At 31.8% G+C, this 14,345-nt stretch carries 13 protein-coding genes and 1 tRNA gene; 11 read left to right on the top strand and 3 right to left on the bottom strand.

What is annotated here, in order from left to right:
• Positions 1-31 precede the first annotated feature (31 nt).
• The 6 genes from ABG79_RS10570 to ABG79_RS10545 all read left to right on the top strand — a co-directional run bounded on the left by ABG79_RS10570 (position 32) and on the right by ABG79_RS10545 (position 5,094).
• A tRNA-Asn gene (locus ABG79_RS10570) sits at positions 32-106 on the top strand.
• Positions 107-342: 236 nt separating this feature from the next.
• A complete protein-coding gene (locus ABG79_RS10565; RefSeq protein ID WP_057979437.1) occupies positions 343-1,743 on the top strand; it encodes an aspartate aminotransferase family protein in 1,401 nt (466 codons plus the stop codon).
• Positions 1,744-1,788: 45 nt separating this feature from the next.
• On the top strand, positions 1,789-2,184 hold the full coding sequence (locus ABG79_RS10560; protein ID WP_057979436.1) for a (deoxy)nucleoside triphosphate pyrophosphohydrolase: 396 nt from the start codon (positions 1,789-1,791) through the stop codon (positions 2,182-2,184).
• Between the two features lie 17 nt (positions 2,185-2,201).
• On the top strand, positions 2,202-3,470 hold the full coding sequence (locus tag ABG79_RS10555; RefSeq protein ID WP_057979435.1) for an ArsB/NhaD family transporter: 1,269 nt from the start codon (positions 2,202-2,204) through the stop codon (positions 3,468-3,470).
• Positions 3,471-3,518: 48 nt separating this feature from the next.
• Complete coding sequence (locus tag ABG79_RS10550) at positions 3,519-4,286, top strand: histidinol phosphate phosphatase (RefSeq protein ID WP_057979434.1); 768 nt, start codon at positions 3,519-3,521, stop codon at positions 4,284-4,286.
• 145 nt (positions 4,287-4,431) lie between these two features.
• Positions 4,432-5,094 (top strand): hypothetical protein, encoded by a 663-nt coding sequence (locus tag ABG79_RS10545; RefSeq protein WP_057979433.1) that lies wholly within the window; start codon positions 4,432-4,434, stop codon positions 5,092-5,094.
• A 79-nt stretch (positions 5,095-5,173) separates the two neighbouring features.
• On the opposite strand, the gene ABG79_RS10540 is transcribed toward ABG79_RS10545, so the two are convergent.
• On the bottom strand, positions 5,174-5,788 hold the full coding sequence (locus tag ABG79_RS10540; RefSeq protein WP_057979432.1) for a DNA-3-methyladenine glycosylase: 615 nt from the start codon (positions 5,786-5,788) through the stop codon (positions 5,174-5,176).
• 245 nt (positions 5,789-6,033) lie between these two features.
• Here ABG79_RS10540 and ABG79_RS10535 point away from each other — a divergent pair, with 245 nt between their 5' ends.
• The 5 genes from ABG79_RS10535 (at position 6,034) to ABG79_RS10515 (ending at position 11,796) form a co-directional block, all read left to right on the top strand.
• Positions 6,034-8,262 (top strand): vitamin B12-dependent ribonucleotide reductase, encoded by a 2,229-nt coding sequence (locus ABG79_RS10535; RefSeq protein WP_057979431.1) that lies wholly within the window; start codon positions 6,034-6,036, stop codon positions 8,260-8,262.
• Positions 8,263-8,440: 178 nt separating this feature from the next.
• Complete coding sequence (locus ABG79_RS10530; protein WP_057979430.1) at positions 8,441-9,262, top strand: GNAT family N-acetyltransferase; 822 nt, start codon at positions 8,441-8,443, stop codon at positions 9,260-9,262.
• Between the two features lie 11 nt (positions 9,263-9,273).
• A complete protein-coding gene (locus ABG79_RS10525) occupies positions 9,274-10,236 on the top strand; it encodes an ABC transporter ATP-binding protein (RefSeq protein ID WP_057979429.1) in 963 nt (320 codons plus the stop codon).
• Positions 10,233-11,015 (top strand): ABC-2 family transporter protein, encoded by a 783-nt coding sequence (locus tag ABG79_RS10520; RefSeq protein ID WP_057979428.1) that lies wholly within the window; start codon positions 10,233-10,235, stop codon positions 11,013-11,015. The genes ABG79_RS10525 and ABG79_RS10520 overlap by 4 nt, the downstream gene beginning before the upstream one ends.
• Complete coding sequence (locus ABG79_RS10515; protein ID WP_057979427.1) at positions 10,999-11,796, top strand: ABC transporter permease; 798 nt, start codon at positions 10,999-11,001, stop codon at positions 11,794-11,796. The genes ABG79_RS10520 and ABG79_RS10515 overlap by 17 nt, the downstream gene beginning before the upstream one ends.
• A gap of 16 nt (positions 11,797-11,812) precedes the next feature.
• On the opposite strand, the gene ABG79_RS10510 is transcribed toward ABG79_RS10515, so the two are convergent.
• Both ABG79_RS10510 and ABG79_RS10505 read right to left on the bottom strand, forming a co-directional pair.
• The gene (locus ABG79_RS10510; protein ID WP_057979426.1) at positions 11,813-12,001 is read right to left on the bottom strand and encodes a DUF6954 family protein; all 189 of its coding nucleotides are present in this window, start codon (positions 11,999-12,001) and stop codon (positions 11,813-11,815) included.
• Positions 12,002-12,137: 136 nt separating this feature from the next.
• Positions 12,138-14,207 carry an S-layer homology domain-containing protein gene (locus ABG79_RS10505; RefSeq protein ID WP_057979425.1) on the bottom strand — a complete coding sequence of 690 codons (2,070 nt, stop codon included), beginning with the start codon at positions 14,205-14,207 and terminating at the stop codon, positions 12,138-12,140.
• Between the last annotated feature and the right edge of the window lie 138 nt (positions 14,208-14,345).

The raw sequence follows: 14,345 nt of genomic DNA, 5'->3' as shown, positions 1-14,345 counted from the left end.
TTAAATATGTCAGGCCTTGCCTGACAAATGTTCCATGGTAGCTCAATGGTGGAGCATCCGGCTGTTAACCGGAGGGTTGGAGGTTCGAGTCCTCTCCATGGAGCCATTTTTATTTTTTGATAAAATATTAATGAAATAACTATAGCCATATGAATGATAAGTAAATTCATTCATGTGGCTATTTTAGTATAACATTGACAATATATTTTATTGATAAAAATACTAAATATTGGTATAATTTACTTGTGAACATTATGTGCACAACAATTTATTTCGCCGCACAATTTAGGGACTTTACTTTGGTAATTGGTATAAACTCTATACTTTGAGGGAGGAGAGAGTATGGAAGTTAAAAATATCTATGAGGGGTTTATTTCCGTAGATGATGCATTATCATTTAAGAGAAATGATGTTAGAGAAAACTATAAGGAATTTGTAAATTCTGCTGCTGTTCAGCTGATGTCACTTTTGGATTTTGATAAGCACTTTGTTAGAGCTGACGGAACCAAAGTTTATGATGAGGATGGAAATGAATATATCGACTTTTTAGGCGGTTACGGCGCTCTAAATGTAGGTCACAATAATAAAGAAATTTTAGCAGAAATTAAGAAGGTATTGGGGCTGCCTAATATATTACAAGCTTCAATTTATAATTTTGCTGGAGCCCTTGCAAAGAATTTAGCTTTAATTGCTCCTGGAGATTTAAAGAGAACCTTCTTTGCAAATAGTGGAGCTGAAGCAGTTGAGGGAGCGCTTAAGCTTGCAAAAATAGCAAGTGGTAAAAGCAAAATAATATATTGTCAAAATTCATTTCACGGCAAAAGCTTTGGAGCACTTTCAGTAACCGGCAGAGAAAAGTATCAAAAACCTTTTAAACCTCTTATGCCTGAAACATATCCAATACCATTCGGTGATGATAAGGCGCTTGAGGATATACTAAAGATGGGGGATATGGCTGCTTTTATTCTTGAACCTATACAAGGAGAGGGTGGAATAATTGTTCCTCCAAAGGGATATTTAAGGCGAGTTAGGGAATTATGCGACAGATATGGAGTATATTTGATTATTGATGAAATACAGACTGGATTTGGAAGAACAGGATATATGTTTGCATCTGAAGAAGAAGGCGTTGTTGCAGATATTATGTGCTTTGCTAAATCAATTGGGGGAGGCTATATTCCAGTAGGCGGTTACATAGCAAGGGAAGATATTTGGAAAAGGGCATATGGAAGTATTGATAAGGCATTTTTACATACATCCACATTCGGTGGAAACACAATAGCTTGTGCAGCCGGTATTGCTACTTTGAAGTTTATATTAGAAAATGAGCTTCATAAGAAGGCAAGAGAGATGGGAGATTATTTTTTAAGAAGATTAATGGATTTAAAGGCTAAATATCCGGTGATAAAGGATGTAAGAGGAAAGGGATTGATGATTGGTATAGAATTTGAGGAACCAAAGGGAATTTTAAACGCTTTAACAGCTGGTAAATTATCAGAAGTATCAAAGGAATACTTCGGTTCGCTTGTTGCTGGAAAACTTATGAATGACCATAGAATTATAACTGCATACACATTAAATAATCCAAATGTTATAAGATTAGAACCACCTCTAACTGTTACATATGAGGAACTTGACAAAGTAATAAATGCATTAGAAAATATATTTGAGAAGAATTCGAGCTTTTTCAGCATTGGAATTGACAGTGGCAAGCAGGTTTTAAAATCAATTTTTAAACGTTAGAAAGGAAGTGAATCAAAGGCAGGGGGATGCCCTTGCCTTTATATTATGAAGGAAGTTACTGCAGCGATAATAATTGAGGATGATAAAGTACTTATAGCAAAACGAAAGGATGGTAATATTAAAGGTAAGTGGGAATTTCCAGGTGGTAAGGTTGAAAAAGGAGAATCCTATGAAGACTGCCTTATTAGAGAAATTAAAGAAGAGTTAAACATAGAGATTGAAATAATAAAACATTATCAAACAAATATTCATACATATGATAATGGCGTAATTAAACTTATAGCTTTTATAGCAAAGGCAGAAACATTTGATTTTGTTTTATCTGTTCATGACGAGATTAAATGGGTCGATGCTAGTGAACTTTTAAATTTTGATTTAGCTCCGGCTGATATACCTATCGCTGAACAGCTGATAAAGGATATTAATAATAACATTTTGTAAATTTAAAGGAGGATACGATGAAGACAATAGCTTTAATCCTATTCGCAGCAACCTACATACTTCTACTTGCTTATCCTAAATACAGAACATATATTTCTTTAGTTTCGGCAGCATTGTTTGTGATTATAGGAATACTTCCGTTTAACAAGGTATTGTATTCTATAGATTGGAATGTCGTATTAATGATTACAGGAACTATGGGGATAGTTAATTTGTTTATTGAATCCAAGATGCCTGCTCTTTTGGCTGATGTAATTATAGATAAAGTATCAAGCATCAAATGGGCAATTATATCGCTTGCAGTATTTGCGGGAATAGTATCGGCTTTTATAGACAATGTTGCAACAGTTCTAATAGTTGCGCCTGTCGCAATTAATATAGCAAAAAAACTTGATATTTCGCCAGTGTATATAATAATATCCATTGCTATATCATCTAATCTACAAGGAGCTGCAACTTTAGTTGGAGATACAACCTCGCTTTTATTGGGTGGATTTGCAAAGATGGACTTTATGGACTTTTTCTTTTTCAAGGGAAGGCCAGGACTATTTTGGATTGTTGAGTTTGGTGCCATAGCAACAATAATTATACTTATTATTTTCTTTAGAAGCTATAATCAGCCAATTCACCTTGAAGAAAAACAAGAAGTTGAAGACTATTTTCCAACTTATCTATTAATCTCAATGGTTTTATTATTGATATTTGCTTCATTCATACCAAACAAACCATCAATTACAAATGGATTAATCTGCACAACTTTGCTAATAGTTGGTTTAATTAAGGAATTAATAATTAACAAAAATAAGCATGCGATTAATAACACATTATTACAAATTGACTATGAAACTATATTGCTTCTGATGGGACTGTTTGTTATAATTGCAGGGATAACAGAGGCTGGTGTAATTAACGACATAAGCAAAATATTTTTAAAGGTTGGAGGAAACAACTTATTTTTAATATATACTCTGATTGTATGGTTTTCTGTTATTGTGTCTGCTTTTATTGATAATATACCTTATACAGCTACGATGCTGCCAGTTGCCTCGATGATTGCAAAGAGCATGAACATCGAACCATACATATTATATTTTGGGCTATTAATAGGGGCCACACTTGGAGGCAACCTAACTCCAATTGGAGCTTCTGCTAATATTACTGGTCTTGGTTTATTAAAAAGGGAAGGCTACGAAGTCAAGGCAAGAGATTTTATGAAACTTAGCGTCCCTTTTACTATAACTGCTGTTGTCGTAGGATTTATACTTACATGGGTGACATTCACTTGATTTCTTGAGTTCTTGAATTGTTTGACAATTTATATTTTGGAGGTTATTATGTTTGATTGTCATATTCACACTGAATTTTCATCCGATTCTAAAATGAAACTTGTTAGTTCATATGAAAGAGCAAGAGAACTGAATATGGGGCTTATTGTTACTGATCATATGGACTTAAAATACCCAGATGAGGGTAAATTTCAATTTGACGTTGATAGGTATTTTGAAGAATACTACCGACTAAGGAATGACTATTTACTAATAGGAATTGAGCTTGGACTAAGAACAGATTGTATAAATGAAAATAGAATGCTAGTACAAAAGTATCCCTTCGATTATGTAATAGGTTCTGTTCACGTCGTTGATGGTGTTGATATATTCCAAGAGGGATTTTATGAAAACAGAGAGAAAAAAATATCCTATGGACACTATCTTAATTTTATGTTTGACTGTGTAAAGAATGGAGAATTTTTTGATAGTTTAGGCCATATTGATTATGTCACAAGATATTCAAGATATGATGATACAGAACTTTATTACGATGAATTTTCTGATTTAATTGACGAAATTTTAAAGATTGTAGCAGAGAGGGAAAAGGCTGTTGAATTAAACACAAGGAGATTAGACAATAAAATAGCTGCTCAAAATATGCTAAATATACTTAAAAGATTTAAAGAATTGGGCGGACAAGTTGTAACAATCGGCTCTGATGCCCACGATACTAATTCAATAGGCAGAAATTTTGAAGCAGCAAAAGAAATTGTATCAATGAGTGGACTTAGAACAGTTTACTTTAAGGAAAGAAAAATACAATTTATTAAATAGTTCAATAAAATGCTCTTCTAAGAATGCTTTAGAGGAGCATTTTTATGTGCTTATCATATTAAAACAATTTTGAAATTTGAATATATGATATTGAAAAATTGCGCAAGTATAAGGTATAATTGTATTATTTAAGGGGGGTGATTTTATGTTAACAAAGGATGAATTTCGCTTTAGTCTAGATAAATGTCATGTTTTAAAAGTTGTAGACAGCTATTATAAAATTACTGATGAAGAATTGGCAAGTAAAATTTATGAAGATAATTTAGAAATTTTAAGGAGCAATATCAACCCCATAGGTGTTTTTAAAATAAAAGAAAAGCTTTATGATTATAACTTTGAATCTTTAAATGGGTGTAGATTCATAATATTTACTTTGATAAGTTTAGGAAGTAAAATAACAGAATATATTGATGATTTATTTAACAGGGGAAAATTTTCAGAAGGGGTAATTTTAGATGCTATGGCTAGTAATTTATTATTTGAATATAACAGCCAAATGTATGAGTATATTTTTAACTGGGCATCAGATAGAAATCTCGGTATCACTTGCAGAATAGCTCCAGGAGATGGTGAAATACCTATCGAGTATCAGGCCAATATTCTAGATAATATTAATAATGTGAAGGATTATGGCTTTTCAATTGTAAAGGGTTATGCACTTAATCCTCCAAAGTCTATGGCATATGTTCATGGAGCAGATGAAGGTTTAGAAAGAATTAAAAGGCTGCATAGCTGTTCTATATGTCTTAATGAGAATTGCAGTATTAGAAAAATAAAAGAAAAAGCAAGGGGACAATTTAAAAGATAAGAAGTATATGAATTTATTTTTTAAAAGCATTATAATATTCACAATTCCATGAAAAAATTCATGGGATTTACTTTTAAGTTTACTCTTTCTTTAATACGGATACAAAAGGATTGTTTTTTATAAAGAATCTCCATTCAAAATCCTTTGCCTCTTCAGCATAGTCTATTCCAATCCTTTTATCTGACATTATTTCAAAACTTTCATCGTTGTCAAGGATGTAAAGTTCATCACCAAGGAGGCTTATTCCGTTTAATATTTTATCTATACTAAAGGCTTTACACAATTTTCCCGGGCTATTTGTGAGATTTTTCCTTTGCAAAGGGTTAAGTTCATTATATTTTTTGCCAAATCTGTTTTGAGTCAGCAAATCTAAACCTTGTAATGGCTCTACAGCTCTTACTAAAACTGCACATGGCATACCTTCAGTTTCAGTAACAATGTTTAAGCAGTGATACATTCCATAGATAAAATATATATACGCAGTTCCAGGAGGACCAAACATCACTTCATTTCGTTTTGTCTTTTTAAAATTATATGAATGACATGCCTTATCGATAGGACCGATATAGGCCTCAACCTCAACTATTTTTCCTATCAATAAATCTTTTCCAATTTTTCTAACAAGTTTTTTTCCTAATAAATCCTTTGCTACTTCAAGTGTATCTCTATCATAAAACTCAAAAGGAAGCTTCATTTTACACCTCATCTGTAAAAAATATTACATTATATATTTTAATTATTACAAAAAATAAATTCAATTACAAATATATATTATTTTTATTATCTGAAAATCTATAAGAGAATAAGAAAAAAGAAATTAATCAACATTAATATGGATAAATTTAGTTTATTCCATTTTGATTTTTTTAGCAAAAAATAATAAAATCAATATATAGTATATATAAAACAATAATACATACAATATATTGGGGTGATAATATGAAGTTTACAGAAAATGCAATTAAAGTTCTTGGAAAAAGGTATCTTGCAAAGGATGAAAATGGAAATGTTATTGAGACACCTGAGGAAATGCTAAGAAGAGTTGCACGAACAGTTGCTGATGCGGATAAAAGATACAATAAAGAAGCTGATATAAAAAAAACTGAAGATAAGTTTTTTGATTTGATGGCAAGTCTTAGATTCTTACCTAATTCACCAACTTTAATGAATGCAGGGAGGCCTTTAGGACAATTATCGGCTTGTTTTGTTCTACCAATTGAGGATTCGATGGAGGGAATATTCGATTCCATAAAAAATGCTGCACTTATACATAAATCAGGAGGAGGAACAGGATTTAGCTTTTCAAGGTTAAGACCAAAAGGTTCTACAGTTAAAACCACAGGAGGAGTTGCATCCGGGCCTGTCAGTTTTATGAAGGTTTTTAACTCTGCTACAGAGGCTGTGAAACAAGGGGGAACCCGAAGGGGTGCGAATATGGCTATTTTAAGAGTAGATCACCCCGATATATTGGAGTTTATTAAGTGTAAAGAAGATGATAAAGAGATTACAAATTTCAATATAAGCGTAGCACTTACAGAAAAATTTATGGAGGCAGCTATAAAAGGTGAGGATTACGAGCTTATAGATCCAAATACTAAACAAGTTAAAGGAAAATTAAATGCCAAGGAAGTATTTGAACTAATAGTTAAAGGTGCATGGACCAATGGAGAACCCGGTATTGTATTTATTGACAGAATGAATCAAACTAATCCTACACCAAAACTTGGGGAAATTGAAAGTACTAATCCATGCGGTGAGCAGCCGCTGCTGCCATATGAAAGCTGCAATTTAGGCTCGATTAATCTTGCTAAAATGGTGAAAAAAGTTGGGGATAAATATGAAATAGATTATGACCTGCTTGAAAGAACTGTATTCGATGCAGTTCATTTTCTTGACAATGTAATTGATGTAAACGTCTACCCACTACCCGAGATTGAGAGAATGACTAAACTTACAAGAAAAATAGGGCTTGGAGTAATGGGATTTGCTGACCTTTTGATTTTGCTTCAAATTCCATATAATTCAGAAGAAGCAGTAAATCTTGCTGATGAATTGATGAAATTTATAAATTATAAGTCAAAGGAGGCCAGCAGAGAATTAGCTAAATTAAGGGGACCCTTCCCTGAGTTTCATAATAGTATATATAAGGAAGGGGAACCATTGAGAAATGCTACAACTACTACGATAGCACCTACAGGAACAATAAGTATAATAGCGGGTGTTTCATCTGGAATAGAACCTTTATTTGCTGTGGCATTCTGGAGAAATGTAATGGACAATGATAAATTGGCAGAGGTTAATTATTTATTCGAAGGAATTATGAAGGAAAGAGGGCTCTACTCTAAAGAGCTTATGGATAAGGTTGCAGAAGTGGGAACTATTCAACATATTGAAGGCATCCCGGATGATATAAAAAGAATTTTTGTTACTGCCCATGATATAACCCCAATATATCATATTAGGATGCAGGCAGCTTTTCAAAAGTGGACGGACAATGCAGTATCGAAAACAGTTAATTTTAAGAAAGAGACAACTATTGAAGATGTTAAAACTGTTTTCTTACTTGCCTATAGATTGGGCTGTAAAGGGGTAACAATTTATAGGGATGGAAGTCGTGAAGGTCAGGTTATTAATGTTGGAGATAAAAAAGAAGATGACAGAACCTCTAGGCCTAGAATTAGACCTGAATTTACAATGGGAATAACTGAAAAGGTAAGAATAGGCTGTGGCAATTTATATGTAACTGTAAATTATGATGAAAACGGCATTTGTGAGGTGTTTACTAACCTCGGAAAGGCAGGAGGATGTCCATCACAATCAGAGGCAACTGCAAGGCTTGTATCTGTTGCTTTAAGAAGTGGAATGGATGTTAAAGAAATAATAGAACAGCTGAAGGGAATCAGGTGCCACTCAACTTTAAGGCAAATGGCAACAAATAAGGAAATAAAGGTTTTATCCTGCCCTGATGCTATTGCAAAGACTATTGAGAAACTAATTAATATTAAAGAATCAGATAAAGTTAGAGAGAGTATAAGTGCTGATTTGGATATAAGAAATCTAATAGAAACAGAGAAAAAAGAAATATGTTGTCCTGAATGTGGGCATTCGATTACTCATGAGAGTGGATGCGTTATTTGCCCAAACTGCGGATATTCAAAGTGTGGCTAAAATTTATTTGACATATTTGGAAAATTATATATAATATAATAATAACAAGTGAGCGCGCATAAGGTATTCCGAGCTGCGCAGGGGGCATGTTTCCCTACACGTGAAGGTTCTCACGGAGTCACTTAATGTGATTTCGTGAGAATTTTATTTTTTGTTAATTTTTGAAAGGGGGATAAAAATGCTGAAAGTCTTAACTGAAAAGGAAAGAAAGATAGTAGAAGAATATCTTGAAAGAAATCATATTGAAACTACCTTTTTAATAGGAAACGTAAAGTATTTCGGTTTTGAGAACAAGAAGGATGTAAGAAGATGCGGTGATTATTTTGGCTATTTTGAAGAAGGGGAACTAAAGGGAATTATCCCATTTTATAACCTTGGAAGCTGTATTCCGCATTTCGAAAGTCAAAATGCAGTTCCGTATTTTATTGATTTAATGAAAAACAGAGACTTTAAATATCTATTAGGCATGAGAAGGCTAGTTGAGCCGCTTTATAATGGGATAAAAGATTTTAAACATAACGCAAGTGTTGATGAGGATGCATATTATGTGAATAACAATTTTAAACATTTTAAATTAGAAGGCATTGAAATAAAGAATTATTATGAATTAAACTTGGAAAAAGCAGTTGAGTTTATAGTTGAGGCCAATAGGGTAGGATTTAAAAATACAGCTTACAGCATTGAAGAAGCAACTAAAACACTTAATCAAAGACCAGTTGAAGAGGATTATTTGTTTGTCTTAAAGGATGGAAGGATTGTAGCAACAGGATGCATTCAAACAACAACTGATAAGATAGGACAAATAGGCGGTGTTTATACAACACCAAAGGAAAGAGGCAAGGGATATTGTAAAGCAGTAGTATCTGAACTTTGCAAAAGGATAATTGATAGAGGAAAAACCCCAACTTTAATGGTGAGAAAAAACAATACACCTGCAGTTAGGGCATACGAGTTTCTAGGGTTTGAGTATTACGATGAATACGTTATTATTGAATTTTAGGCGGTGATTTGATGGGGATAATATGTGTAAAGGATTTAAAAAAGGAGTTTATAATTTCAAAAAGAAAAGGATTCTTGACAAGAGAATATAAAAGGATTGAAGCAGTAAAAGGAATCTCGTTCGAAGTTGAAGAAGGTCAAATGCTCGCTTTTATAGGTCCAAACGGTGCAGGAAAATCAACAACGATAAAGATGCTAACAGGAATTTTAAATCCAACAAGCGGATATTCAAATGTTTTAGGCTTAGATCCTCAGAAGGATAGGAAAAAATTAGCATATGGCATTGGAACTGTATTCGGACAAAAATCGCAGCTTTGGTTTCACCTGCCTCCGAAGGATACATTTGAATTATTGGGGAACATTTACGGAATTGAAGGCCTTGAGCTTAATAAAAGAGTGGAATATTTATCTGAGGTTTTGGAAATAAAGGAGCTTCTTGATATTCCGGTTAGAAAAATGTCACTTGGACAGAGAATAAAATGCGAAATTGCAGCATCGCTTCTGCACAGACCCAAGGTTATTTTCCTAGATGAGCCAACTATTGGTCTTGATGTAGTTGCAAAGAAAAATCTAAGAAGCCTTATAAAAAGAATTAACCAAGAGGAGAAAACTACTATATTTCTTACAAGCCATGACATTGGAGACATTGAAAAGTTATGTAAAAGAATAATTATTATCAATCTTGGAACTATACTCATGGATGATAGTGTAAAAAAGCTAAAATACAAGTATGATAACAAAAAGATAATATCACTGCGTTATACAGATGATATAGAATTTAATTTAGAAGGAGCGAAAGTTTTATCACAAACTACAAATGCAGTTAGAATAGAGGTTGATACTGAAGATAATGACATAGATGAAACTGTTGCAAAGCTTTTTAAAATTGGAAAAGTTGAGGATATTTCCATTTCTTCAAGGCCCCTTGAGGAAATAATAGCTGATATCTATAGCTTAAGGGGGGAGGGAGAATGAGAAAGTATATAAAGATATTCACAATTAGCATAAAAAATAATACTATCTACATCAAGGATTTTTTAATAGGAAATTTGTTTACTTTAATTATAATTACAACTTTTTATTTTCTATGGCAAAAAATATATGAGCAAAACATTAAAACAGGTTTTACTTTTCAGGAGATGCTCTGGTATCTTATTTTAAATCAGTCTCTCCACCTGCAATACAACAGGATATACAGAACTGTTGGGCAGGATGTTAAGGGAGGAGAAATAGCATATAAGCTGAACAAACCCTATTATTATCCTCTTTATGTTCTGTCTGACAATCTGGGGAGAAATTTATTGGATTTTTGCATAAACAGTATTGTTGCTCTTATTATAGGCATCAGTTTTGTCGGGCTAATAGAGGGATACAAATTTTATTTTATACTTCCGTCAGTTTTAATTATAATTTTAGGAATATTATTAAATCATTTAATTCATATAACAATTTCATTATCAGCCTTTTGGGTAGAGGAAAATATGCCATTTGCATGGATTTATGGAAAGCTTATATTTGTATTTGGAGGACTTTTATATCCCATAAGCCTTTTACCGAAGTCATTATATAATTTCAACTATTATATGCCATGGTCTTTTGTAATGTATCACGTATCAAAGACGGCTATCAAGTTTAATATTAATGATTTTATCTTTACATTTATAGGACAGAGCATATATATTTTAATTTTTTCTTTTATTTTATGGTTTATATACATCAGGGGGGTGAAGAAACTCAATGTTAATGGCGGTTAGAAGGCATTTAAAATTGATATTAGTATATATGAAATATAATTTAAAGAGCAGCATGGAATATAAGGCTAGTTTTTTAATTCAGATTTTTGGAATGATTTTAAATAATGGCTCATTTTTGATATTCTGGTGGGTTATTTATAAAAATGTCAATAAGATAGGTGGTTATGGATTTTCAGATGTTATTATTCTATGGGGGCTTGCATCTTCAAGTTTTGGGCTTACCTATATATTGTTTGGCAACTTAAGAGAACTATCAGAATTCATTATTTCTGGAAGGCTTGATAGCTACTTGATTCAGCCTGTGGATGTAGTTTTAAATGCTGCAGCATCAAAGATGGAGGTTTCTGCTTGGGGTGATTTGGCATATGGGTATATTCTATTGTTTTTATCTGGAAGATATTCACTAATCGATTTTATACTTTTTACTTTATTCACTATAACAGGAGCAATAATTTATTTTTCTATGCTTCTTATTCTAAACTCACTCGCTTTTTATTTTGGAAATGTAGACAGCACCAAAAGGGCTGTAGATTCGTTTTTTATTTCCTTTTCAACCTATCCAGAGGGAATACTCAACAAGTATTTTAAATTTATATTTTACTCTGTGGTTCCTGTAGGTTTTTCAATATACCTGCCAGTTAGCATTTTCAAAAGTTTTAGTTTAAAAGATACTATAATTGTTATAATTTCGGCGATAGTTTTCCTAGCTTTATCTTATAAGACATTTTATGCCGGACTAAAAAGGTATGAATCAGCTAATCTTTTAGAAGCAAAAATATAAGGTGGGCATTTCCCACCTATCTATTTATATAGTGCAATAATTTATTATACAAAGAAATTACTAAAACATATAAAATTAGAACAAAAACAAAGGTTAATGTTCTTTCTACCTTAGAACCGTCGGCAAACAATACAGGTCCTAAACCAAAAAAAGTAATGATAAGAATTAATGCTAAGAAAGCTATATTTATAAGAAATTTTTTCATAAAAATCGTTCCCTTCTAAAAAGTATAATTTAATTATACAATATTATTTTATTAGTTTCTATAAATAATAAAAAAGCTGCCTCCAATGAGGCAGTTTAATAGGGTTAATTTATATTAATAGAGAAGAAAACCATATTTATTTTTCAACCTTCAGGTAATTAACAAGTATTCTTGCAGCTTCGCCCTTTGTTATTGGTTGCTTTGGTTGGAAGAATCCCTTAACAGGAGTTATTATTTTTAATTCATTTGCAATTGCTATATATCCTTTGTAATTCTTAGAAATTAATTTAGCATCCTTAAAGTTTAATGTATAAAGATTTGAAAGTTCAGCTACAAATCCACCGCCCATAGCCTTTATTATCCACTTTGCTGCATCCTGCCTTGTAACATTTGAATTAGGATTCTTTTCCTTTTCGGTTATTATTCCCTTTTGAATTGCAATTTGATAATAGTTGTCATATTCTTTTGAAGCATCTTCTGTGTAAATAACATAAACAGGCTCTAATGTTCTTACTAAATATTTAATAAAATCCTTTTGCTTAATCATCTGATTTGGATTAAATTTATCTGTTTTATCATCAATTATTCCAATATCAGTAAGAATATTAATGTCATTATTATATGGGCTATTCTTTATATCAGTAAATGTTACCTTTTTGTTTTCTATAACTATCTTACCGTTGTAGTCTAACATATCTCCAGTTTTTGCATCTATGTTAAAGCTTGAGGATTTAAAAGTATAAACCAATTTAGTTGAATATGAAACCATCTTTGAATAATCATAATATCTTACATAATTTAAACCAAATGGGTTTTTTGAAAAGAGTATCTCAAGTGCCTTATCTTTGCTTATTACTCCTTCAATTGATGGAAAAATGACATCGCTCCAGTTCATACTGTAGCTTATAATTTGACCATCATATGGATTTACACCTAAATTAAATCCTTGGTTTAAAACTGAAACATTTTGATGAATTCTCACATAGCTAAAATAATATTGATTAGTTCCATTGTATTCAATATTTTCCTTATATTTAGTTTGATTAAACCTGTCAGGCTGCATAGATTTTATAAAATCTTCAGCAATTTTTCTGCATTCTTCCTTACTATACTTTGGAGTTTTATCTTTTTCCTCAATATAAGGATAACCTTTGGAATAATATAAAATCTCACCAGTTACGGCGTCAATTGAAGCACTTAAGTAATAGTATTTTAATTTATCATCTGCATTTTTTGAGTATCCAACAGACCAAACATAACGATTTGTATACATGTCATAACTTAAACTCAGATATTCATTCTTAAATTCTCCTGTCAGACCAAATTTATTAGATAGTATTTCCTCAACCTTTTCCTTTGAAATCAAATTTTTATTTTCGTCTATAGCTTTAATCTCCTGTGGAGTTAGAACCTGTGCATCTCCGCCTTTTCCTCCCATTGACTTTTCATTTGCATATATAATATTGTTTTTTACTATTTCTCCTGTAAAGGCGTCTATTGGAAAAACATTATTTTTAGGAGTATAAATTAACTTGATGTTTCTTTCCTTTTTGTCATAATCGTAATATATTGAATATGACAATTCCAATCCCATCTTGTCATCAAAAATACTCTTTGCCTTTTCTAATGAAATAACATTTTGAAGACCTGGAAGGGAATAATGGTCATATTCAAAGGCATAATTAATAACTTTCAGTGTATTACGTTCTAATGAGATATTTATGAAATTATCCCTATATTCAATGCCATTTACCTTTCTTACATATCTAAAATCATAAGTATTTGAATACAAAGAAGTTTCCATATTATCAACAAATATAAACTCGCTGAATTTTTCTCCAACTAACTTTTTTATTTTAGCTTCAGCTATTTCCCTTGCTTTTTCTTTAGAGAATTTGGGTATTTTGCTCCAAGGCTTCATATTCCCATCATAGGAATACATGGATATAACATATCCATGGTTTGCATCAACCTGAATCGATATGTTGCTGTTTTTACTGCTCCAATTAAGGTTCCATATACTTTTATTATTGTAATTTGTAAGTTCATACCTGAAATCAAGATTTTTATCATTGAATTCAAAGCTTGACTTAGCTATAAGTATTGCACTTTTTAAATCTATTTTCTCTGTTGTAGCTGCATTAACCTTTACAAACAAACCAAAGGCAATGGCTAAAGATAATAATATCGACAACAACCTCTTCATGCTAAATTCCCCCTTTCACACTTAACAATTTGACACTATATATTGGAATAATGTTCCATGAATTTTTTGTTAATTAACAGTTTAAGCATTAAATACGCCTTAGATTTGCATAATAAATATATAATCATTTAACAATGG

It is taken from the genome of Caloramator mitchellensis (assembly GCF_001440545.1).
Classification (GTDB): Bacteria; Bacillota; Clostridia; order Clostridiales; family Caloramatoraceae; genus Caloramator; species Caloramator mitchellensis.
This window is presented reverse-complemented; position numbering and strand designations above follow the sequence as displayed.

Excerpts from the sequence above, each read along its gene's own strand:
- ABG79_RS10505 (WP_057979425.1), bottom strand. The coding sequence starts at position 14,207 with ATGAAGAGGTTGTTGTCGATATTATTATCTTTAGCCATTGCCTTTGGT.
- ABG79_RS10550 (WP_057979434.1), top strand. The coding sequence starts at position 3,519 with ATGTTTGATTGTCATATTCACACTGAATTTTCATCCGATTCTAAAATG.
- ABG79_RS10535 (WP_057979431.1), top strand. The coding sequence starts at position 6,034 with ATGAAGTTTACAGAAAATGCAATTAAAGTTCTTGGAAAAAGGTATCTT.
- ABG79_RS10510 (WP_057979426.1), bottom strand. The coding sequence starts at position 12,001 with ATGAAAAAATTTCTTATAAATATAGCTTTCTTAGCATTAATTCTTATC.
- ABG79_RS10525 (WP_057979429.1), top strand. The coding sequence starts at position 9,274 with ATGGGGATAATATGTGTAAAGGATTTAAAAAAGGAGTTTATAATTTCA.
- ABG79_RS10545 (WP_057979433.1), top strand. The coding sequence starts at position 4,432 with ATGTTAACAAAGGATGAATTTCGCTTTAGTCTAGATAAATGTCATGTT.
- ABG79_RS10515 (WP_057979427.1), top strand. The coding sequence starts at position 10,999 with ATGTTAATGGCGGTTAGAAGGCATTTAAAATTGATATTAGTATATATG.
- ABG79_RS10560 (WP_057979436.1), top strand. The coding sequence starts at position 1,789 with ATGAAGGAAGTTACTGCAGCGATAATAATTGAGGATGATAAAGTACTT.
- ABG79_RS10565 (WP_057979437.1), top strand. The coding sequence starts at position 343 with ATGGAAGTTAAAAATATCTATGAGGGGTTTATTTCCGTAGATGATGCA.
- ABG79_RS10520 (WP_057979428.1), top strand. The coding sequence starts at position 10,233 with ATGAGAAAGTATATAAAGATATTCACAATTAGCATAAAAAATAATACT.
- ABG79_RS10555 (WP_057979435.1), top strand. The coding sequence starts at position 2,202 with ATGAAGACAATAGCTTTAATCCTATTCGCAGCAACCTACATACTTCTA.
- ABG79_RS10540 (WP_057979432.1), bottom strand. The coding sequence starts at position 5,788 with ATGAAGCTTCCTTTTGAGTTTTATGATAGAGATACACTTGAAGTAGCA.
- ABG79_RS10530 (WP_057979430.1), top strand. The coding sequence starts at position 8,441 with ATGCTGAAAGTCTTAACTGAAAAGGAAAGAAAGATAGTAGAAGAATAT.